Origin of the sequence: Oceanimonas sp. GK1, from assembly GCF_000243075.1 — a bacterium.
Lineage (GTDB): Bacteria > Pseudomonadota > Gammaproteobacteria > Enterobacterales > Aeromonadaceae > Oceanimonas.
Genome location: NC_016745.1, coordinates 1,279,664 through 1,299,491 on the forward strand (window position 1 = coordinate 1,279,664; position 19,828 = coordinate 1,299,491).

21 protein-coding genes are annotated in these 19,828 nt (G+C 62.0%); 14 read left to right on the forward strand and 7 right to left on the reverse strand.

The annotated features are described in order from the left end of the window. The first annotated feature begins 75 nt into the window (after positions 1-75). On the forward strand, positions 76-558 hold the full coding sequence (locus GU3_RS06165) for a YajQ family cyclic di-GMP-binding protein (protein ID WP_014291665.1): 483 nt from the start codon (positions 76-78) through the stop codon (positions 556-558). 74 nt (positions 559-632) lie between these two features. Here GU3_RS06165 and GU3_RS06170 read toward each other — a convergent pair whose 3' ends face one another. The 4 genes from GU3_RS06170 to GU3_RS06185 form a co-directional block, all read right to left on the reverse strand. Next, positions 633-1,934, reverse strand: coding sequence for an MFS transporter (locus GU3_RS06170; protein WP_014291666.1), 1,302 nt, complete (start codon positions 1,932-1,934; stop codon positions 633-635). 69 nt (positions 1,935-2,003) lie between these two features. Beyond that, positions 2,004-2,558 (reverse strand): peptidylprolyl isomerase, encoded by a 555-nt coding sequence (locus tag GU3_RS06175; RefSeq protein WP_014291667.1) that lies wholly within the window; start codon positions 2,556-2,558, stop codon positions 2,004-2,006. Positions 2,559-2,685: 127 nt separating this feature from the next. Further along, a complete protein-coding gene (locus tag GU3_RS06180) occupies positions 2,686-3,267 on the reverse strand; it encodes a YajG family lipoprotein (RefSeq protein WP_014291668.1) in 582 nt (193 codons plus the stop codon). An 11-nt stretch (positions 3,268-3,278) separates the two neighbouring features. After that, complete coding sequence (locus GU3_RS06185; protein ID WP_014291669.1) at positions 3,279-4,415, reverse strand: methyltransferase; 1,137 nt, start codon at positions 4,413-4,415, stop codon at positions 3,279-3,281. Between the two features lie 60 nt (positions 4,416-4,475). Here GU3_RS06185 and GU3_RS06190 point away from each other — a divergent pair, with 60 nt between their 5' ends. The 11 genes from GU3_RS06190 (at position 4,476) to dinB (ending at position 14,019) form a co-directional block, all read left to right on the forward strand. Next, positions 4,476-5,063, forward strand: coding sequence for an alpha-ketoglutarate-dependent dioxygenase AlkB (locus GU3_RS06190; RefSeq protein ID WP_014291670.1), 588 nt, complete (start codon positions 4,476-4,478; stop codon positions 5,061-5,063). A 55-nt stretch (positions 5,064-5,118) separates the two neighbouring features. Further along, positions 5,119-5,436, forward strand: coding sequence for a BolA family transcriptional regulator (locus GU3_RS06195; RefSeq protein ID WP_014291671.1), 318 nt, complete (start codon positions 5,119-5,121; stop codon positions 5,434-5,436). Positions 5,437-5,801: 365 nt separating this feature from the next. Next, positions 5,802-7,145: a Na(+)-translocating NADH-quinone reductase subunit A gene (locus GU3_RS06200; RefSeq protein WP_014291672.1), complete on the forward strand. Its 1,344-nt coding sequence runs from the start codon at positions 5,802-5,804 to the stop codon at positions 7,143-7,145. A 5-nt stretch (positions 7,146-7,150) separates the two neighbouring features. Continuing rightward, positions 7,151-8,389, forward strand: coding sequence for an NADH:ubiquinone reductase (Na(+)-transporting) subunit B (locus GU3_RS06205; RefSeq protein WP_014291673.1), 1,239 nt, complete (start codon positions 7,151-7,153; stop codon positions 8,387-8,389). Next, positions 8,382-9,152, forward strand: coding sequence for a Na(+)-translocating NADH-quinone reductase subunit C (locus tag GU3_RS06210; RefSeq protein WP_014291674.1), 771 nt, complete (start codon positions 8,382-8,384; stop codon positions 9,150-9,152). The genes GU3_RS06205 and GU3_RS06210 overlap by 8 nt, the downstream gene beginning before the upstream one ends. Then, on the forward strand, positions 9,145-9,777 hold the full coding sequence (locus GU3_RS06215; protein ID WP_014291675.1) for an NADH:ubiquinone reductase (Na(+)-transporting) subunit D: 633 nt from the start codon (positions 9,145-9,147) through the stop codon (positions 9,775-9,777). The genes GU3_RS06210 and GU3_RS06215 overlap by 8 nt, the downstream gene beginning before the upstream one ends. A gap of 3 nt (positions 9,778-9,780) precedes the next feature. Then, on the forward strand, positions 9,781-10,377 hold the full coding sequence (gene nqrE, locus GU3_RS06220; RefSeq protein ID WP_014291676.1) for an NADH:ubiquinone reductase (Na(+)-transporting) subunit E: 597 nt from the start codon (positions 9,781-9,783) through the stop codon (positions 10,375-10,377). Positions 10,378-10,403: 26 nt separating this feature from the next. Further along, the gene (gene nqrF / locus GU3_RS06225; protein ID WP_014291677.1) at positions 10,404-11,627 is read left to right on the forward strand and encodes an NADH:ubiquinone reductase (Na(+)-transporting) subunit F; all 1,224 of its coding nucleotides are present in this window, start codon (positions 10,404-10,406) and stop codon (positions 11,625-11,627) included. A 6-nt stretch (positions 11,628-11,633) separates the two neighbouring features. Beyond that, entirely contained in the window at positions 11,634-12,668 is a 1,035-nt protein-coding gene (locus tag GU3_RS06230; protein WP_041542984.1) for an FAD:protein FMN transferase, read from the forward strand. Position 12,669: 1 nt separating this feature from the next. Then, entirely contained in the window at positions 12,670-12,894 is a 225-nt protein-coding gene (gene nqrM / locus GU3_RS06235) for a (Na+)-NQR maturation NqrM (RefSeq protein ID WP_014291679.1), read from the forward strand. A gap of 87 nt (positions 12,895-12,981) precedes the next feature. Next, complete coding sequence (dinB, locus tag GU3_RS06240) at positions 12,982-14,019, forward strand: DNA polymerase IV (RefSeq protein WP_014291680.1); 1,038 nt, start codon at positions 12,982-12,984, stop codon at positions 14,017-14,019. A 156-nt stretch (positions 14,020-14,175) separates the two neighbouring features. On the opposite strand, the gene GU3_RS06245 is transcribed toward dinB, so the two are convergent. From GU3_RS06245 to GU3_RS06255, 3 genes are all read right to left on the reverse strand, one after another. Further along, positions 14,176-14,508 carry a hypothetical protein gene (locus tag GU3_RS06245; RefSeq protein ID WP_014291681.1) on the reverse strand — a complete coding sequence of 111 codons (333 nt, stop codon included), beginning with the start codon at positions 14,506-14,508 and terminating at the stop codon, positions 14,176-14,178. Between the two features lie 83 nt (positions 14,509-14,591). Then, positions 14,592-16,055, reverse strand: a complete 1,464-nt coding sequence (locus tag GU3_RS06250) for an aminoacyl-histidine dipeptidase (protein WP_014291682.1) — start codon at positions 16,053-16,055, stop codon at positions 14,592-14,594. 81 nt (positions 16,056-16,136) lie between these two features. Beyond that, a complete protein-coding gene (locus GU3_RS06255; RefSeq protein ID WP_014291683.1) occupies positions 16,137-17,771 on the reverse strand; it encodes a methyl-accepting chemotaxis protein in 1,635 nt (544 codons plus the stop codon). A gap of 274 nt (positions 17,772-18,045) precedes the next feature. Here GU3_RS06255 and gpt point away from each other — a divergent pair, with 274 nt between their 5' ends. Both gpt and frsA read left to right on the forward strand, forming a co-directional pair. Next, positions 18,046-18,516: a xanthine phosphoribosyltransferase gene (gene gpt, locus GU3_RS06260; RefSeq protein ID WP_014291684.1), complete on the forward strand. Its 471-nt coding sequence runs from the start codon at positions 18,046-18,048 to the stop codon at positions 18,514-18,516. Positions 18,517-18,564: 48 nt separating this feature from the next. Continuing rightward, positions 18,565-19,812: an esterase FrsA gene (gene frsA, locus GU3_RS06265; protein ID WP_014291685.1), complete on the forward strand. Its 1,248-nt coding sequence runs from the start codon at positions 18,565-18,567 to the stop codon at positions 19,810-19,812. Positions 19,813-19,828: the final 16 nt, after the last annotated feature.

The window sequence follows — 19,828 nt, forward strand, 5'->3', positions numbered from 1 at the left end:
GCCTTATTAATCTCATACGTTAGCCGTGAACCCTTGCCGTTGCCAGCGGTTTCGGCGCCCAGCCAAGGAGTCAAGATGCCCTCTTTTGATGTTGTTTCTGAAGTGGAAATGAACGAAGTGCGTAATGCCGTCGACAACGCCAGCCGCGAGCTGACCACCCGTTTTGATTTTCGCGGGGTGGAGGCCAGTTTTGAGCTCAAAGACGACAAGGTCAGGCTGGAGGCCGAAGCGGAACTTCAGCTGCAGCAGATGCGCGATATATTGCGTGGAGCCTTGATCAAGCGGGGCGTCGATGTCCGGGTGTTGGATCCGGGTAGCATAGTGCGGTCGGGCAAGCGTCATGTTCAGGAGCTGGGCTTCAGGCAGGGGATCGACACGGCGCTCGCCAAGAAGCTCGTCAAGCTGATAAAGGACAGCAAGATCAAGGTGCAGGCGTCCATTCAGGGCGAGCAGCTACGGGTGACCGGCAATAAACGGGACGATCTGCAGCAGGTCATGGCCCTGCTGCGCGCCGAGGAGCAGGAGCAGCCGCTGCAGTTCAATAATTTTCGGGATTAAGAACGGTGAGGGGTGAGGAGTAAAGGGGGAGGCGCATATGATTGCACCGATTTAAACGGTGCAAAATACACGCCTCACGCCTCACGCCTCACTGGCACTCGCCGGGCGACCACCGCTATCAGCACCAGCACCGGCAGGCCGAGGGCGGCGGTGCCGGTGAAGAAGGTGGCATAGCCGATGGCATCCACCGCCATGCCCGAAAAGCCGGCCACAAACTTGGGCAGCAGCAGCATCACCGAGCTGAACAGGGCGTACTGGGTGGCGGAAAAAGCCACGTTGGTCAGGCCGGAGAGATAAGTGACAAAGGCGGCGGTGGCAATGCCCGCGCTCAGGTTGTCCAGCGAGATGATCACCGTCAGCAGGCGCACGTCGGGCCCGAGCTGGCTCATCAGGGCAAACAGCAGGTTGGTGCCGGCGGTGAGCAGGGCACCCAGCATCAGAATGCGCAGGGTGCCAAAGCGGACCACCAGCACGCCGCCCAGGGCCGCCCCCGCCAGGGTCATGATCACGCCATAGACCTTGGTGACGGTGGCGATTTCGGTCTTGGAAAAGCCCATGTCCACGTAGAAGGGGTTGGCCATGACCCCCATCACCACATCGGCAATGCGGTAGCTGGCGATCAGCGCCAGGATCAGCAGGGCCTGCCAGCCAAACCGGCCAATAAAGTCGGCAAAGGGCGCCACCACGGCGCTTTTGCCAAAGGCCGCCAGCGCCGCCAGCCAGCGGGGCCAGCCGCTGGCCACCAGTTGCTCCCGGTGCGCTTGCTGTGAACGTTGTTGCTCGCCCAAGTCCACCTCGGGCTCGTGCAGCAGCAGACAGGTGATCACTCCCACCAGCATGCAGCCCGCCATGGCCAGATAGGCTGCGCGCCAGCCGCCCATGTCGTAACCGGTGTCGGAGCCGGCCCAGGCGGCAATGGCCAGCGCCCCGGCGCCGGCCAGGATCATCGCAAGCCTGTAACCGGTCATGTAGGCGGCGGCGAGCGCCCCCTGCAGCCGCTCCGGCGCCGATTCAATACGGTAGGCGTCAATCACGATGTCCTGGGTGGCGGACGCAAAGGCTACCGCCAGGGCAAACAGCGCCAGCCGGGTGAGATCGGCGGCAGGATCGGACATGGCCATGCCGGCCAGCGCCGCCATGATCACAACTTGGGAAAATAGCATCCAGCTGCGTCGCCGGCCCAGCCAGCGGGACAGCAACGGCAAGGGCAGCCGGTCCACCAACGGCGACCACAGCCATTTTACGCCGTAGGCCAGCGCCACCCAGCTGAAAAAGCCGATGCTGGTACGGCTAACGCCCGCTTCCCGCAGCCAGAACGACAGGGTGCCGAACACCAACAGCAGTGGCAGGCCGGAGGAAAAGCCCAGCGCCAGCATGATTAACACCCGCCGCTCGGTATAGAGCGACAGGCTCTGCTGCCATTTCAGGGCCCGGGCGCGAATGGCTTAGTCTCCGGCCAGGCGGCGGGCCCGCTCAAGAATGATGGGCTCTTCGGGAACGTCCCGGGCGCGCAGTTGCAGGCTCATGCCGGTGGGCACGGCGGCCATGCGCGCCAGCACGGCATCACCGTTCACCACCTTGCCGAACACGGTGTAGCCGGCGCGGCGCCCGCCATCCAGCGAGGGGTTGTCGGACAGGTTGATGTAAAACTGGCGGGTGGCGCTGTGCGGATCCTGAGTGCGGGCCATGGCGATGGTGCCGGTGGTGTTCGACAGGCCGTTACCCGACTCGTTCTGTACCGGATCATAGGTGGGCAGGGGCTCATAATCGGCGGTAAAGCCGCCGCCCTGCACCACAAACCCCGGGATCAGCCGGTGAAACAGCGAGCCCTCGTAACTGCCGTCGTCAACGTAGCGCAGAAAATTGGCCACGGTCTGCGGCGCCGCTTCTTCATTCAGCTCCACTTCCAGGGTGCCCAGGCTGGTGACCAGCTCGACCCGGGGCCCGGCCAGGGCGGTGGCGGACCACAGCCCCGCCAGCAGGATTAACATTTTTTTCATTCGTTACTGTCCGTTCAATATCAAACCGTGTAATGGCTTGCGTCATGCCGGGCTCGACCCGGCATCTTGCTACAGATGGTGCATACTGCCCGAGATTCCGGCTCAAGGCCGGCATGACGGTGAGTTGTCAGTTACCGTTAATAAAGTTCTGTACGTCACGATCGGACAACATGTCCTGCACCATCAGCGACAACTGGCGGTCGAGGGCCTCGGTCACCTTGTCCAGCTCCGGGTGCAGGCGGCCGGGGAATTCCTGCTGGGCACTGCGGCGATACTGCTTGGTCACACGGCGGCCATCCCGCTCCAGCACCAGCTGTACCCGCACCTTCTGCACCACGTCGTAACTGATGTGGCCGCGGATCACCCGAGACAGCACTTCCTGCAGTTCCAGGGTGACACGGGTGTTGGCACCTTGCTCGATAAAGGCTCCTTGAGTACTGAACCCCTGCGCCAGGGCCTGCTCCATTTGCAGCCGCAGGTTGTTGGCGGCACCCACCACCACCGGCGACTTGTCTTTCTGTTCAATCTGAATAATGAAATCACTGGCCCGGTTGTCGGTGCTGGACAAGGCCAGGGTCTGCCCGCGGTACACGCCGCCGCCCACCTCGGCCGGTGCCGGGTTTACGTCCACGGCGATGGGATAGTAGCTGGCGCAGGCAGTCAGGCCCAGGGCCAGCAGGGGAGCAGTCAACCAGTTGATGCACTTCATGAATATGTCCTTCAGGCGGTATGAATGGCTCTCAGAATAACGAATTTGCGGTTGGATGCCACTATCCGCTGATTGCCGAACAGCCGTTTCAGTTTCTGGTGATAGTCCAGATGGCGGTTGCCCACCAGCAGCAGCTCGCCGCCCCGGCGCAGCACTCGGCGGGCGTCGGTCATCATCTGCCAGGCAATGTGATCGGTAATGGCCTGTTGCTGGTGAAAGGGCGGATTGCACAGCACCAGATCGGCGCTGTCGGGGGCCATGCCGTCGAGACAGTTATTGACCAGAAAGCGGGCCCGGTCCATGGCCTCGGGCAAATTGCGCTCCACATTCAGCCGCGCGCTGGCAATGGCCATGTGGGATTCGTCCACAAAGGTGACGGTGGCTTGCGGGTTGCGCGCCAGCATCATCAGCCCCAGCACGCCGTTGCCACAGCCCAGATCAATCACTCGGCCGGGGCGGTTGGCGGGCAGGTGCTCCAGCATAAAGCGGGCGCCAATGTCGAGGCTGGCGCGGGAAAACACATTGGCGTGGTTGTAAAGGGTAAAGTCGCTGCCCTCCAGCTTCCAGCTCAGGGGGGCCGGAGCGGGCGAGGGCGCCAGGGTCATGTCCCGGCGGGCAAAGATCAGCCGGGCTTTTTTCCAGGCCAGGCTGGTGTGGGTGGGGCCGAGGAACTGCTCAAACAGCTTGAGGGTGGAGCTGTGCACGTCCCGGGCCTTGGCGCCGGCCACGATCAGGGTCTGGGGTCCGGCCACCCGGCTGATGGCGGCGAGCTGATGTTCCAGCAGGGCGTTGGTCTTGGGCAGCTTCATCAGTACCAGGCCGGGCGCCTCGGGCAGTTCGTCCAGGCTGGTGAGCGACTGCCAGTCGGGCGCCAGGTGATTGTCGGCGGCGTTGGCGGCCAGGGCCAGCTCGGCAATGCGCGAGTCGGTGACGGTATGAGGCCGGTACTGGTGCAGGCCAAGCGTGAGGGCGCCAAAGGCGTCGTTGAAAATCACCAGGGGGGCCGTCCGGTCCCAGTCCAGGGCGGCCAGCTCGTTCATGATATATTCGTCTGCCGCCTCCCAGGCCTGCAGACCGTGGCGGGCCTGGCGCGGGTAGCGGTGCAGCTCCAGCTCGCCGCCCTGGGGCAGGGGAAAGTGATGATTCATGGAATGATGCCCGATGATTGCAAAGGGCAGCAGTTTACCAGTTTAAGGGGGAAAATCAGCATGGGGTTGTGGCCTGAGCCCGAGTGGCTGGCACTGAACCAGGGGCGCTTGCTGTGGTGGCCCGATGCCTTTCGCGACGAGGCGGACCGTTGGCAGGCAACACTGGCGCACGACATTCCCTGGCAGCAGCACCGGCTGCGGATGTTTGGCCGGGAGGTGAGCGAGCCCCGGTTGTCCTGCTGGATGGGCGACTGGCCCTACCGTTACTCGGGCCGTGAACGACGACCGGTGCCCTGGCATCCCTTGGTGCAAGCCATGGCCGGCCGGCTTGAAAGTATCTGCGGCCAGCCCTTTGACGGTGTGCTGCTCAATTGCTATCGCCACGGTCAGGACAGCATGGGCTGGCACGCCGACAATGAACCGGAGCTGGGCCCCAACCCCATGATTGCCTCGGTCAGCCTGGGGCAAGCCCGGCGATTTTTGCTGCGCCATGAAGCGGGGGAACAACAGGAGCTGTTACTGGAGCACGGCAGCCTGCTGGTGATGGCGGGGGAAATGCAGCATCATTGGCGCCACGCCCTGCCCAGAATGGCCCGGGCCGAGGGGGTGCGCATCAACCTGACCTTTCGCCGGCGAAACCCCGCGTGAAAGTAGCGGGCTGCCGCCCCTGTCATCTGTTCTGATTCATCGCGAGGAGAATGCCATGTCGATGCAAAGCACCATAGAACACAAGGTCAGGGAGGCGCTGTCCCCCGAGCACCTGGAAGTGATTAACGAAAGTTACATGCACCGGGTCGAGCCGGGCTCGGAAACCCACTTCAAGCTGGTGGTGGTGAGTAATGCCTTTGACGGCCAGCGGCTGCTGGCCCGCCACCGCACCCTCAACACCCTGCTGGCCGACGAGCTGGCCGGTGGCGTACACGCCCTGGCGCTGCATACCCTGACCCCGGCCGAATGGCGTGAGCGGGGTGGGGTACCCGACAGTCCCAATTGCATGGGCAAGGGCGGCGTGTCGGCCTGAGCCGACTGTTATTTGCGGTTAGCAAATTTGTTATGAGCCCGGTGGCGGTGGAAACCGCTTCCATTCCGGAGCCGCTTGCGACCAAAGCATAATTCCGCCTTGAAAATCATGGCCTTATTTTTGCTTGGTGAATTATCAAACAAGCCGGTTTTGCTGAGCGTGGCGGTAAATTTTAGCAATTGCCATGGCAGCCGTTGTCGTAAAAGTGCTAGAATTACGCGCCTTTTAAATCGGGCTGGATGTTACCGGAGTGTAGTCGTGCTGTTGTCAGGGCGATGCGAACATGCCGGTAGCGACTCATCAGCATGTTGTCATGTTCTGCATGGCAAGTACCTGTCTTCCCCTAACAAGTAGTGCAAGTGAGTATGATTACAATTAAAAAAGGACTGGACCTCCCAATTGCCGGGGCACCAGAGCAAGTAATCTACGATGGTCCCTCCATCAAGCGCGTTGCTACGCTGGGCGAGGAGTATGTGGGTATGCGCCCTACCATGCACGTCAAGGTAGAGGATCGCGTCAAGAAAGGTCAGGTTATCTTCGTCGACAAGAAGAACCCTGGCGTCAAGTTCACAGCTCCCGCCGCCGGTACAGTAGTTGAAATCAACCGTGGCGCCAAACGTGTACTGCAATCCGTGGTCATTGCCGTTGATGACAGCGAAGAGCAGATTACTTTTAAAAGCTACAGCTCTGCCGAACTGGCCAAACTGGAACGTGAAACCGTGCAGGAGCAGCTGGTTGAATCCGGCATGTGGACCGCCCTGCGCACCCGCCCCTACAGCAAGGTGCCGGCCGTGGGCTCTACCCCGCGCTCCATCTTTGTGACCGCCATGGACACCAACCCGCTCAGCGCCAATGCCGAGCTGGTGATCAAGGAAAACGCCCAGGCGTTTACCGATGGTCTGCAGGTGCTGAGCCGCCTGACCGACGGCCAGGTGCATGTGTGCAAGGGCGAAGGCAGCCTGCCCCAGGCCTCTGCCGGCAACGTCAAGGAACACGTGTTCGGTGGCGTGCATCCGGCCGGCCTGCCCGGTACCCACATTCACTTTATCGATCCCATCGTGCCCGGCAAGGTGGTCTGGTACATCAATTACCAGGACGTCATCGCCTTCGGCAAGCTGTTCACCACCGGTGAACTGTGCACCGATCGTGTGGTGGCCCTGGGCGGCCCCGTGGTCAACAAGCCCCGTCTGCTGCGCACCCGCATTGGCGCATCTCTGGATGAGCTGACCGCCGGTGAACTGCAGGACGGCGAAAACCGCGTCATTTCCGGTTCCGTGCTGTCCGGCAACGCCGCCGAAGGTCCTCACGCCTACCTGGGTCGCTACCACCTGCAGGTCTCCGTGCTGAAGGAAGGTCGCGAGAAGGAATTCATGGGCTGGCTGGCGCCGGGTTCCAACAAGTTCTCGGTAACCCGTGCCTACCTGGGACATCTGGCCAAGGGCAAACTGTTTGACCTGACCACCACCACCAACGGCTCTGCCCGTGCCATGGTGCCGATCGGCAACTACGAGCGCATTATGCCGCTGGATATTCTGCCGACTCTGCTGCTGCGTGATCTGCTGTCCGGCGACACCGACAGTGCCCAGAACCTGGGCTGCCTGGAGCTGGATGAAGAAGATCTGGCACTGTGCACCTATGTGTGCCCGGGCAAGTACGATTACGGCCAGGTGTTGCGTCAGTGTCTGACCAAGATTGAGCTAGAGGGCTAAGAGAAATGAGTTTGAAGCACACTCTGGAAAAAATGGAACACCATTTCGAACCGGGTGGTAAATACGAGAAGTTTTACGCCCTGTACGAAGCGGTGGCCACCGTGCTCTATACCCCGGGCATGGTTACTCGTCGCTCCTCCCATGTACGTGACAGCATCGACCTGAAGCGCATCATGATCATGGTGTGGCTGGCGACCTTCCCGGCCATGTTCTTTGGCATGTACAACGCCGGTGGTCAGGCCATTGCGGCCCTTACCAGCATGTACAGCCCGGCCGATCTGGCCGCGGTGATCGACGGCAACTGGCGCTATGGTCTGGCCGACAGCCTGGGGGCAACCCTGGGTGAAGGGGCCGGCTGGGGCAGCAAACTGTTGCTGGGTGCCACCTACTTCCTGCCCATCTACCTGACCGTGTTTGTGGTGGGTGGTTTCTGGGAAGTGCTGTTCGCCTCCGTACGCAAGCACGAAGTGAACGAAGGCTTCTTCGTGACCTCCGTGCTGTTCGCGCTGATCGTGCCCGCCACCCTGCCGCTGTGGCAGGCGGCCCTGGGTATCACCTTCGGTGTGGTCATGGCCAAGGAAATCTTTGGCGGTACCGGCAAGAACTTCCTCAACCCGGCACTGGCGGGTCGTGCCTTCCTGTTCTTCGCCTATCCGGCCGAGATCTCCGGTGACACCGTCTGGACCGCCGTTGACGGCTTTTCCGGCGCCACCGCCCTGGGCCAGTGGGCCGCCGGCGGTCAGGCTGCGCTGATGGACGCCAACACCGGCGCCGCCATCAGCTGGATGGATGCCTTTATCGGTAACATTCAGGGCTCCATCGGTGAAGTGTCTACCCTGGCTATCCTGATTGGTGGCCTGTTCATCATCTACATGGGTATTGCCTCCTGGCGTATCGTGGGTGGCGTGATGATCGGCATGGTGGCCACGGCGACCCTGTTCAACCTGCTTGGCTCCGACACCAACGCCATGTTCTCCATGCCCTGGTACTGGCACCTGGTGCTGGGCGGTTTCGCCTTCGGCATGATGTTCATGGCCACCGACCCGGTTTCCGCCTCCTTTACCAACAAGGGCAAGTGGTGGTACGGCGCCCTGATCGGCGTCATGGTGGTGCTGATCCGTGTGGTCAACCCGGCCTTCCCCGAAGGCATGATGCTGGCCATTCTGTTCGCCAACCTGTTCGCTCCCCTGTTCGATCACTTCGTGGTTCAGGCAAACATCAAACGGAGGCTGGCCCGTGGCTAAGAAAGAAACTATCGGCAGAACCTTTGCCGTTGTCGGTGCCCTGTGTCTGGTCTGCTCCGTGATCGTATCCGGCGCTGCCGTGATCTTGAAGCCGACCCAGCAGCGCAACCAGGCGCTGGACGTACAGACCAACATCGTCGACGTGGCCGGTCTGGGCCGCGAGAACGTGGCGGAAAACTACGAGCGTTTCATCGACGCCCGCCTGCTCGACCTGACCACCGGTGAACTCACCGACCAGGCCGCCGCTGGCTTCAACCAGCGCAACGCCGCCAAGGATCCCGCCACCAGCATTCGGCTGAGCCCGGAAGAAGATCCGGCGGGCATTCGCCGTCGGGCCAACCTGGCGCCGGTGTACCTGGCCAAAGACGAGAACGGCGAGCTTGAGAGCATCATTCTGCCGGTTCACGGTCAGGGCCTGTGGTCCACCATGTACGCCTTTGTGGCGGTGGCGCCCGATGGCAACACCATCAAGGGCATCACCTACTACGAGCAGGGTGAAACCCCCGGACTCGGCGGTGAGGTGGAAAACCCCAACTGGCGTGCCCAGTTTGTTGGCAAGAAGCTGTTTGATGAAAACGGCAAGCCGGCACTGCGCGTCGTCAAGGGTGGTGCGCCCGAAGGCGCTCCTTCCAGCGTAGACGGTCTGTCCGGTGCGACCCTGACCTCCGACGGTGTGCAAAAAACCTTTGAATTCTGGCTCGGTGAGAAAGGCTTTGGTCCTTTCCTGGCCAAGGTTCGTGAAGGAGAGCTGAACAATGGCTGATAAAGCTGAAATGAAAAAGGTTCTGTTCGGTCCCATCATCGGCAACAACCCCATCGCCCTTCAGGTGCTGGGTATCTGTTCTGCCCTGGCGGTGACCTCGCAGATGCAGACGGCATTCGTAATGTCGCTGGCGGTAATTGCGGTAACGGCGTTCTCCAACCTGTTTATCTCGCTTATCCGCAACCAGATCCCCAACTCGGTACGGATCATTGCCCAGATGGCGATCATCGCCTCTCTGGTTATCGTGGTGGACCAGATCCTGAAAGCCTACGCCTATGACATCTCCAAGCAGCTGTCGGTGTTTGTGGGGCTTATCATCACCAACTGTATCGTAATGGGTCGCGCCGAAGCCTACGCCATGAAGAGCCCGCCCATGATGTCGTTCCTGGACGGTATCGGTAACGGCCTGGGCTACGGCCTGATCCTGCTGGTGGTGGCCACCATTCGTGAGCTGTTCGGTTCCGGCACCTGGTTTGGCATCGAAATCCTGCCGCTGATCAAAAACGGTGGCTGGTATCAGGCCAACGGCCTGCTGCTGCTGCCGCCGAGCGCCTTCTTTATCATCGGTGGCTTTATCTGGGTACTGCGTACCTTCCGTCCCGAGCAGGTGGAGGCCAAGGAGTAAAAGATGGAACATTATCTGAGTCTGTTTGTTCGTTCCGTGTTCATCGAGAACCTGGCGCTGGCCTTCTTCCTGGGCATGTGTACCTTTCTGGCGGTGTCCAAGAAGGTAAAGACCTCCTTTGGTCTGGGTGTGGCGGTGATCGTGGTACTGACCATTTCGGTACCGGTGAACAACCTCATCTACAACTTCATTCTGAAAGACGGCGCCATGGTTGAAGGCGTGGATCTGAGCTTCCTGAACTTCATTACCTTTATCGGGGTAATTGCGGCACTGGTACAGATCCTGGAAATGACCCTGGACAAGTTCTTCCCGGCGCTCTACAACGCCCTGGGCATCTTCCTGCCGCTGATCACCGTAAACTGCGCCATCTTTGGTGGTGTGTCGTTCATGGTGCAGCGGGACTACAACTTCGGCGAGTCCATCGTCTACGGTTTTGGTTCCGGTGTTGGCTGGATGCTGGCCATCGTACTGCTGGCCGGTTTGCGTGAGAAGATGAAGTATGCGGATGTGCCCGATGGTCTGCGCGGCCTGGGGATCACCTTTATCTCCGCCGGCCTGATGGCCCTCGGCTTCATGTCTTTCTCTGGCATTTCTCTGTAAACCCAGTGACGGAAAAGGAATAAACGATGGAAATCATTCTAGGCGTGGTCATGTTCACCGTGATCGTGCTGGCCCTGGTAAGCATCATTCTGTTTGCCAAGTCCAAGCTCGTCGCGGAAGGGGATGTGACTATCAGCATCAATGACGATCCCGAAAAGGCGATTACCTCCGGTGCCGGTGTCAAACTGCTGGGTGCCCTGGCCGCCAACGGCATCTTCGTCTCTTCTGCCTGTGGTGGCGGTGGCTCCTGTGGCCAGTGCCGGGTGCGGGTCCTCGACGGTGGCGGTGAAATCCTGCCCACCGAGCTGGATCACATCTCCAAGCGCGAAGCCCGCGAAGGCGAGCGCCTGTCCTGTCAGGTGAACGTCAAGCAGGACATGAAGATCGAGCTGCCGGAAGAAGTGTTCGGCATCAAGAAGTGGGACTGTGAAGTTATCTCCAACGATAACAAGGCCACCTTCATCAAGGAACTCAAGCTGAAGATCCCCAACGGCGAAAGCGTGCCTTTCCGTGCCGGTGGTTACATTCAGATTGAAGCGCCGCCCCACCACGTCAAGTACAAGGACTTCGACGTGCCCGAGGAGTACCGGGAAGACTGGGACAAGTTCAAGATCTTCGATCTGGAGTCCAAGGTAGACGAGGAAACCATTCGCGCCTACTCCATGGCCAACTACCCGGAAGAAGAAGGCATCATCATGCTGAACGTGCGGATCGCCACTCCGCCGCCCAGCAAGTGGACTGCCCCTCCCGGCAAGATGTCTTCCTACATCTGGTCCCTGAAGCCCGGCGACAAGGCCACCATTTCCGGTCCCTTCGGTGAGTTCTTCGCCAAGGAAACCGACGCCGAAATGGTGTTCATTGGCGGTGGTGCCGGCATGGCGCCGATGCGTTCGCACATCTTTGACCAGCTCAAGCGCCTGAACTCCAAGCGCAAGATCAGCTTCTGGTACGGTGCCCGCTCCAAGCGTGAAATGTTCTACGTGGAAGACTTTGACGGCCTGCAGGAGCAGTTCGACAACTTCCAGTGGCATGTGGCCCTCAGCGATCCCCAGCCCGATGACAACTGGGACGGTTACACCGGCTTCATTCACAACGTACTGTTCGAAAACTACCTGCGCGACCACGAAGCGCCGGAAGATTGCGAATACTACATGTGCGGACCGCCCGTGATGAACGCCGCCGTGATCAACATGCTCAAGAACCTGGGTGTGGAAGATGACAACATCCTGCTGGATGACTTTGGTGGTTAATCACTGATGATGTCTCGACTAAGTAACTGGCTGGCCCCCTTGGGGCTGGCCTTTTTATTGGCGGCCTGCCAGCCGGCGAACGACGCCGCGCCCCAGTTGCACCTGACCGGCGACACCATGGGCACCTACTACTCGGTAAAGATAGTGGGGGCCGAGGACAGCCGGCGTGATGCACTGCAGGCGGAAATCGACCGCCGGCTGGAGTTGGTCAACGATCAGATGTCCACCTACCGGGAAGCCTCGGAGCTGAGCCGGTTCAACCGGTACGACGGCAGTGCGCCCTTTGCGGTGTCGGCCGATACCGCCCGGGTAGTGACGGCGGCCCTGCAACTGGGGCGGCTCAGCAACGGCGCTCTGGACGTGACCGTGGGCCCGCTGGTGAACCTGTGGGGCTTTGGCCCCGATGCCAGACCGACCGAGATCCCCAGTGACGAACGGCTGGCGGAGGTCAAGTCGCAAACCGGGCTTGAGCACCTGAGTGTGCAGACCCGGGCCGAGGGGGAGTTTCTGCAAAAAGCCCTGCCGGGTTTGTATGTGGATCTGTCGTCCATCGCCAAGGGCTACGGGGTGGATGTGGTGTCGGAATATCTCTCCGAGCAGGGGCTGACCAACCACCTGGTGGAAATCGGGGGCGAAGTGAGAACCAGCGGCCTGAATGCCCACGGCCAGGACTGGCGCATTGCGGTGGAAAAACCCGGCCCCGGTGAAGGCGTGGTGCAGCAGGTGGTGGCGCTGGCCAACACCAGCGTGGCCACCTCGGGGGATTACCGTAATTACTACGAGCTCGACGGCAAACGGTTGTCCCATACCCTGGATCCGGCCACCGGCAGGCCCATTACCCACCGGCTGGCGTCGGTGACAGTGATCCACCCATCCTGTATGATGGCAGACGGCCTGGCCACGGCGCTGACGGTGATGGGAACGGAGCAGGCACTGGCGTTTGCCGAGCGGCAGGGGCTGGCGGTCTATCTGCTCACCAAGACGGATGACGGTTTCAGGGTGGATATGTCCAGCGCCTTCGAGAAGTATCTAAGAGGTTGATATGCTGTATTTTCTGATTACCTTCGGAGTCTTTGCCCTGGTGATTGCCGCCATGGCCATCGGCTACATCATTCAGCGCAAGACCATTTCCGGTTCCTGCGGTGGCCTGGGTGGCATTGGCGTGGAAAAAGCCTGTGACTGCCCGGATCCTTGCGACAACCGCAAAAAGAAAATGGCCAAGGAAGAAGCCCGCCGCAAGATGCTGGAAGAAAACCGCATCATTTGAAATCAGGGACTAGGGATTGGGGATTAGGGATTAGGGGAGCTGTTTTCCAGTCCCGAGTCCCTATTCCCCAATCCCTGATTTTGTTTTATGCGCAAAATCATTCATGTGGACATGGACTGCTTCTTTGCTGCGGTGGAGATGCGGGACCATCCCGAGTGGCGGACTATTCCCCTGGCCATCGGCGGCAGTGCCAGCCGGCGCGGGGTGATTGCCACCTGCAACTACCCGGCCCGGGCCTATGGCGTGCGCTCGGCCATGCCCAGCCACCAGGCCTTGCGATTGTGCCCGGAACTGCGGTTAATTTCCGGTAACATGGCGGAATACAAGCGGGTCTCCCAGCAGATCCGCGCCATCTTTCACCGCTATACCGATCTGGTGGAGCCCCTTTCCCTCGACGAAGCCTACCTGGACGTGACCGGCAGCCCGCTGTTTGGCGGCAGTGCCACCCTGATTGCCGACGACATTCGCCGGGCCATTCGCGATGAACTGCAACTGACCGCCTCGGCGGGCGTGGCGCCCAACAAGTTTCTGGCCAAAATTGCCTCGGAAGAGAACAAGCCCGATGGCCTCTTTGTGCTGCCGCCGGCGGCGGTGGCGGACTACGTCAGCGGACTGGCGCTCGGCAAGATCCCCGGTGTGGGCCAGAAAACCGCGGAAAAGCTCGCCGCCATGGGCCTGGAAACCTGCGCCCAGGCGGTGGCGGCGGGAGAAGCGCTGCTGGTGCGCCGGTTTGGCAAATTTGGTCATTTGCTGTGGCAGCGGGCCCAGGGGATTGACGAGCGGCCGGTGCAGACCGAGCGGGTGCGCAAGTCGGTGGGGGTGGAAACCACCCTGGCCACCGATCTTCATGCTCCAGAGCAGGGGGCCGAGGTGTTGCAACGGCTCTGGCCCGAACTGTTGCGCCGGCTGGACGGGCGGGCCATTCGCGGCCTGTGCATCAAGCTCAAGTTCGCGGATTTCGAGCAGACCACGCTGTCACGGCGCACCACGGTGCTTGAACTCGATTCGGCGCTGAAACTGTGTGAACAAGCCTGGGAACGTGCCGGAGACAGGGGCGTGCGCTTGGTGGGAATGAGCGTGGAGCTGGCCGACGAAAGGCAGGGCGCCCAGCTGGGGTTGTTCTGAATGTGCGGTGAATAGTGATTTGGGAGCAGGGGTTGGTAGCTGCCGCTTTAGCCGGCAGAGCCCGTGTAGCGGGCTTTGAGTGTATCATCGTCTGTAAGCTTGCGCCGGCTAAAGCGGCGCCTACAATGTCTCACTCCCCCGATTCCCCATTCCCTTTCACTTCAGATGATCCTCTTCCACAAACCAGCCCTGGTTGCTTTGGGGCGTGGCCGGGGGCGGAGACGAGGGCGCCACCACCGCCGGCCCGGTGGACGTGGTGCCGGCCGGCGGGTAGCCCGGCTCCAGGGCCGGCGCATCGCGGCCGTCATCCGGGTGGGCGGCGGCCGGCCGGGACGGCGGTGTGCGGTGATCCTGCTGAATGCCGGGAGCCAGCTTGCGGGTTTCATCCAGCAGCTCGCGACCGAAGTCGACCGCCCGGCTGAGAATATTGTCGGCCAGGGCCGGGGTGGCCACCAGCGCCGCCAGCAGTAACCAGGATTTTGCTTTCATCACGCACACCTCCATAACGATACCGGCCGAATAATAAGCGAAAACTCAACGTCTGCCTATGCTCCGCCAGCCGCCGTTTGTCGTCAGCTGACGCGCACCGGGATCTGCTCCAGCACCCGCACCAGCAACTGCCAGAAGCGCTCGACCGCCTCGATACTGACCCGTTCATCCGGGGAATGGGCGCCCTGAATGGTCGGGCCGAACGATACCATGTCCCAGTGAGGATAGGCGCGTTTGAACAGGCCGCACTCCAGCCCGGCATGGATCACCTTGACCGCCGGCAGGCTGCCAAACACTCGGCGGTGGGTGTCGAGCACCAGCCCCAGCACCGGCGAGTCCGGATCGGGCTGCCAGCCCGGGTAGGCACCATCGAATTGCACTCGGGCCCCGGCCAGCTCAAACACCGCCGCGGTCATGGCCGCCACCCGGTCCCGGCCGGCATCGTCCAGGGAGCGGATCAGGCATTGCACATGCACATGATCATCGCGGGTTTCAATAACCCCCAGGTTGGTGGAGGTCTGCACCACACTGGCCATGGTGCGGCTCATGGCCATGACGCCGTGGGGGCAGGCCAGCAGGGCGCGCACCAGCTTTTGCTGCATGGTCGCGCTCATCACTCGGGAAGGCCGCTCGGCGGTATTCAGCGCCAGCCGAATCGTATCGTCCACACCGGCAAACTCTAGCGCATAGTGCTGCCGATACTGCTCGAGCAGGGCGGGCAGGCGTTCCACCTCGGCATCGGGCACCAGCAGCAGCGCCGCGGCTTCCCGGGCGATGGCGTTGCGCAGGGTGCCGCCATTGAGGCTGGCCAGCCGGGCCTGGCTGTGGCTGGTGAGGGCATGAAGCAGCTCCGCCAGCAGCTTGGTGGCACTGGCCCGGCCTTGATGAATATTGATGCCGGAATGGCCACCGCGCAGGCCGGTAAGGGACAGCCTGAACGGCTGATAACCGGCGGGGACAGGCTCGGTCTCAAGGGGCAGGGTGACATTGGCATCCACCCCGCCGGCGCAGCCCATGTAGACATCGCCGTCCTGCTCGGAGTCGGTATTGAGCAGTATGTCCCCTGCAAGCAGGCCGGGTTGCAGGCCAAAGGCGCCGGTCATGCCGCTTTCCTCGTCCACGGTGAGCAGCACTTCCAGCGGGCCGTGTCTGAGCGTGTTGTCGGCCAGCACCGCCAGGCAGGCGGCCATGCCGATGCCGTTGTCGGCCCCCAGGGTGGTGCCGGTGGCACAGACCCAGTCGCCGTCGATGCGCGGACGAATGGGATCCTGAGTAAAGTCGTGAGCCGTATCGGCATTGGCCTGGGGCACCATGTCGAGGTGGGCCTGCAGCACCACGCCCCGGCGGTGTTCCATGCCGGGGCTGGCGGGCTTTTTGATGATCAGGTTGCCGGTGTCGTCCTGAACCACGGCCAGGCCCCGCTCACCGGCCCAGTCGGCTATCCAGCGGCGCAGCGCCGCCTCGTGGCCCGACGGGTGGGGAATGCTGCAGATGGTGTCGAAAAAGCCCCACAGGGAAGCGGGGGCCAGGGTGCGAATGGAGGTCATGGTATCACCGGCAAAGAGAGACAATGTAGTAAGCTTACCGCGCTCTTGCCGGTGTTATCCATGGTGTCCGGCAAAACCCGGTCAGGCCTTGAAGCCGTTGACCTCGGCCGCCAGCCGCTGGCCCAGGCTGAACAGGGCCTCACCGGCGCTGTCGGTTTCCTGGGTTTTGTTGCGCACCTCGTCCGCCAGCTCGCTCAGGCGGGTGAGGTTGCGGCTCATTTCTTCCGTGGTCTGGCGCTGTTGCTCGGCGGCGGTGGCGATCTGGTTGTTCATGTCGTTAATCAGCGTCATGCGTTCGGTAATGGTGGCCAGGGCCTCGCCCGCCAGGACCGCGCTGCCCTGGGTCTCTTCGGCTCGCTGCATCAGGGTATGCATTCGGGTAACGGTGTCGTCCGATTCCTGCTGCAGCCCGTGAATGATCTGCTCAATTTCGTTGGTGGAGCTTTGGGTGCGGGTCGCCAGCTCGCGCACCTCGTCGGCCACCACCGCAAAGCCCCGGCCCTGTTCGCCGGCCCGGGCCGCTTCAATGGCGGCATTGAGCGCCAGCAGGTTGGTCTGCTCGGCAATGGTGCGGATCACCTCCAGTACGGTCCCAATGGTCTGGGTGCGCTCGGCCAGCGCACCCAGCCGTTGCTGGGCCTGGCCCAGCTCTGCCACCAGCGCCGAGGAGTGGGCACAGGTGTCGGCCACCTGTTGCGAGCCCTGGGCGGCGGCCCGGGCCGAGTCCTCGCTGGCGGTGGCGGCCTGCTCGGCGGAGCGGGCCACCTCACTGCTGGTGGCCAGCATTTCCTGCATGGCGGTGGCCACCTGCTCGGTTTCCTCCGACTGTTGCTCCGAGACGCCACGGTTGTGGCGAACAATGTCCGACAGCCGGCTCGAGGCCTGGCTGACTTCCTGGCTGATGGGGGAGAGTTTGCGCACGGTGTCACTCAGCCGTGAGCAGAACTGATTGAAGCTCTGGCTGAGCTGGGTGATCTCGTCCCGGCCGGTTTCGTCCAGCCGGCGGCGCAGATCCGCCTCGCCATGGGAAATGTCCCGCAGGGCGCGCACGGTCTGGCTCACCGGTTGCAGTATGCTGCGAATAAGAATAATCGCCACCAGCACCGCCAGGGCGCCAAGGCCCAGCATCATGGTCAGCACCTTGCCGGCCAGGGCCAGCAGCTGGGTTTCCACGTCGTCGATGTAGATGCCGGTGCCGATGATCCAGCCCCAGGGCTGGAACAGCTCCACATAGGACACCTTTTCCACCGGGGCGTCGTGCTCGGGCTTGGGCCAGAGATAATGCACAAAGCCTTTGCCGGCCTGCTCCACCTGGCGCACCATTTCCACGAACAGCCGCTTGCCATCGGGATCCGCAAAGCCACTCAGATCGCTGCCGTTGAGCTCCGGCTTCATGGGATGCAGTATCATGCGCGGGTGATGATCGTTGATCCAGAAATAGTCGTTGTCGCCGTAGCGCAGGGTGGCAATGGCCGTCATGGCCTGCTCCCGGGCCTGGGATTCGGACAGCTGGCCGCGTTGCTGCAGACTGTGGTAGTGGCCGGCCAGGCTCACCACCGACTGTACCTGGCGCATGGCCTGCACCCGTTTTTCTTCCACCAGCCCCTGGTAAAAGAACCACAGCATCAGCAGGGTGACGCCGAGAATGCCCAGCGACAGCAGCAGCAGGTTGAGATAAAGCCGTTTGGCAATGGTAAGGGAGCGAAGCCAGTTCACATTGACGTCCTTATTCTGATGTGGCAAATCCGTGCCCGAGTCATTCTAGCGGGGGAGTCATCACATTGGGGCCGGCGGCAAGGCAAAAACGGGATCTGGTCGACTGCAACTTTAGTCTAAGCCGGTGGAGTGACGGCCCGGCAAGAAAAAGTTGTAACGCTGGTCAAGAATGGGCGCGATCTCTATAATGCGCCCATTGTTTGCCCGGGGGTCCGTTACGGCGGGGCCGTGGGCGGCTATTCTGTTTTAAAGCCAACACCCAAAGGTTCTTGCTATGTCCAACAAATTCGTCGTCACCTGGGACTTGTTTCAGCGCGAAGCGCGCAAGCTGGCCGCCCGTCAGCTGCCCGCCAGCCAGTGGAAAGGTATCATCGCCGTCAGCCGTGGTGGCCTGGTACCCGCCGCCATTCTGGCCCGCGAACTGGGCATCCGCCATGTGGATACCCTTTGCATTTCCAGCTACGACCACAACCAGCAGCGGGATGATCTGCAGGTGCTGAAACAGGTGTCCGGCGATGGTGAAGGCTTTCTGATCGTCGACGATCTGGTGGACACCGGCAACACCGCCCGCGTGATCCGCGAACTCTACCCCAGGGCCAAATTCATTACCGTGTTCGCCAAGCCCAAGGGCGAGCCGCTGGTGGACGACTTTGAAGTGCCTGTGGGCCAGGACACCTGGATTGAACAGCCCTGGGACATGAGCGTGACCTTTGTGCCGCCCCTGTGCGAGCAGGACCAGGCGTGATAAAAAGGCTCTTCGGAGCCTTTTTTACGTTTTAACGCCGGAGCCTTCATGACAAGCCAGCAAAGCAATCTCAGCGAGCGGCTGTTTTCTCCCGTTCAGCACGCCTCGGAAACCTCCACCATCGCCTTTGCCGGTCGCCGCTCTCCCGGCACGCAGGAGCCGGCTCCCTTTGTGGACGGCGCCGATCTGCCCGGCTTCTACCGCCTGCAAAAACGCGCCTTCTGGCACTGGCTGGGAGTCGACAGCATCGAGATTGAGGCCACCCTGGCACGCATGGCGGCGGCGCCGGGGCCCCGCAGTGTGGACGGCTGGCTGGATACCGTGGCCGAATACCGGCCCGGCAACTGGGTGTTTGAATGGAGCCGGCTGGGCGCCGAGGCGCAGCAGCGGGCCCGCCAAGCCGGCACCCCCGAGCAGGCCCGGCAGCAGTTTCTGGCGGCGGCCCGCTACTTTGCCCTGGCCAGCTACCCACACCTGAAGGGCGACCGGCTGGCGCTGCAGGCCCAGTTGCTGGCCAATCAGGCCTACCGGGAAGCGGGCCGGCTGTTGCCGGTGCCGCTGAAGGAGTTGCGCATTCCCTTTAATGGCAAGGAGGTGCAGGGGTATCTGCACCTGCCCACCAACGACCTGCCGCTGCCGCTGGTGATGGTCAGCGGCAGCCTCGACAGCCTGCAGCTTGATTTCTGGCGTTTTTACGAGCGTTATCTGGCCCCGGCCGGCATCGCCATGCTGACCGTCGACATGCCCGGCGTAGGGTATTCCGCCCACTGGCCGCTGGTGCAGGACAGCAGCCGGCTGCATCAGGCGGTGCTGCATTATGTGCCGAACATTCCCTGGGTGGACGAACGCCGGGTAGCCATGCTGGGGGTACGCATGGGGGGCAATGTGGCCGCCCGGCTGGCCAGCCTGGAGCCGTTCCGGCTGCGGGCTGCGGTCAGCATTGCCGGCGCCGCCAACCTGTTTTTCAGCGAACGGGATCGCTTCATGCGGGCCCCGGCCATGCTGAGAGACAGCATCGCCAATCGCCTGGGCATGAAAAGCAACGACTGGGAAGGGGTCTTTCAGCACTGCCGCGGCTTGTCCCTGAAGACGCAAGGATTGCTGGCACGCAAAACCCCGGTGCCCCTGCTCAGCATTGGCCACCGCCACGACTTTTTGTGTCCCGAGCCCGAGATCCAGGCCCTGGCCGCCGCCAGCCGCAGCGGCGAGGCGCTGGTGCTCGACCGGCTGCCGCTGCTACAGGTCTATGAGGCGGCGCTGGCCCGGACCCGGGACTGGCTGCTGCATCATCTTTAACGCCAGGCCGGGAGCG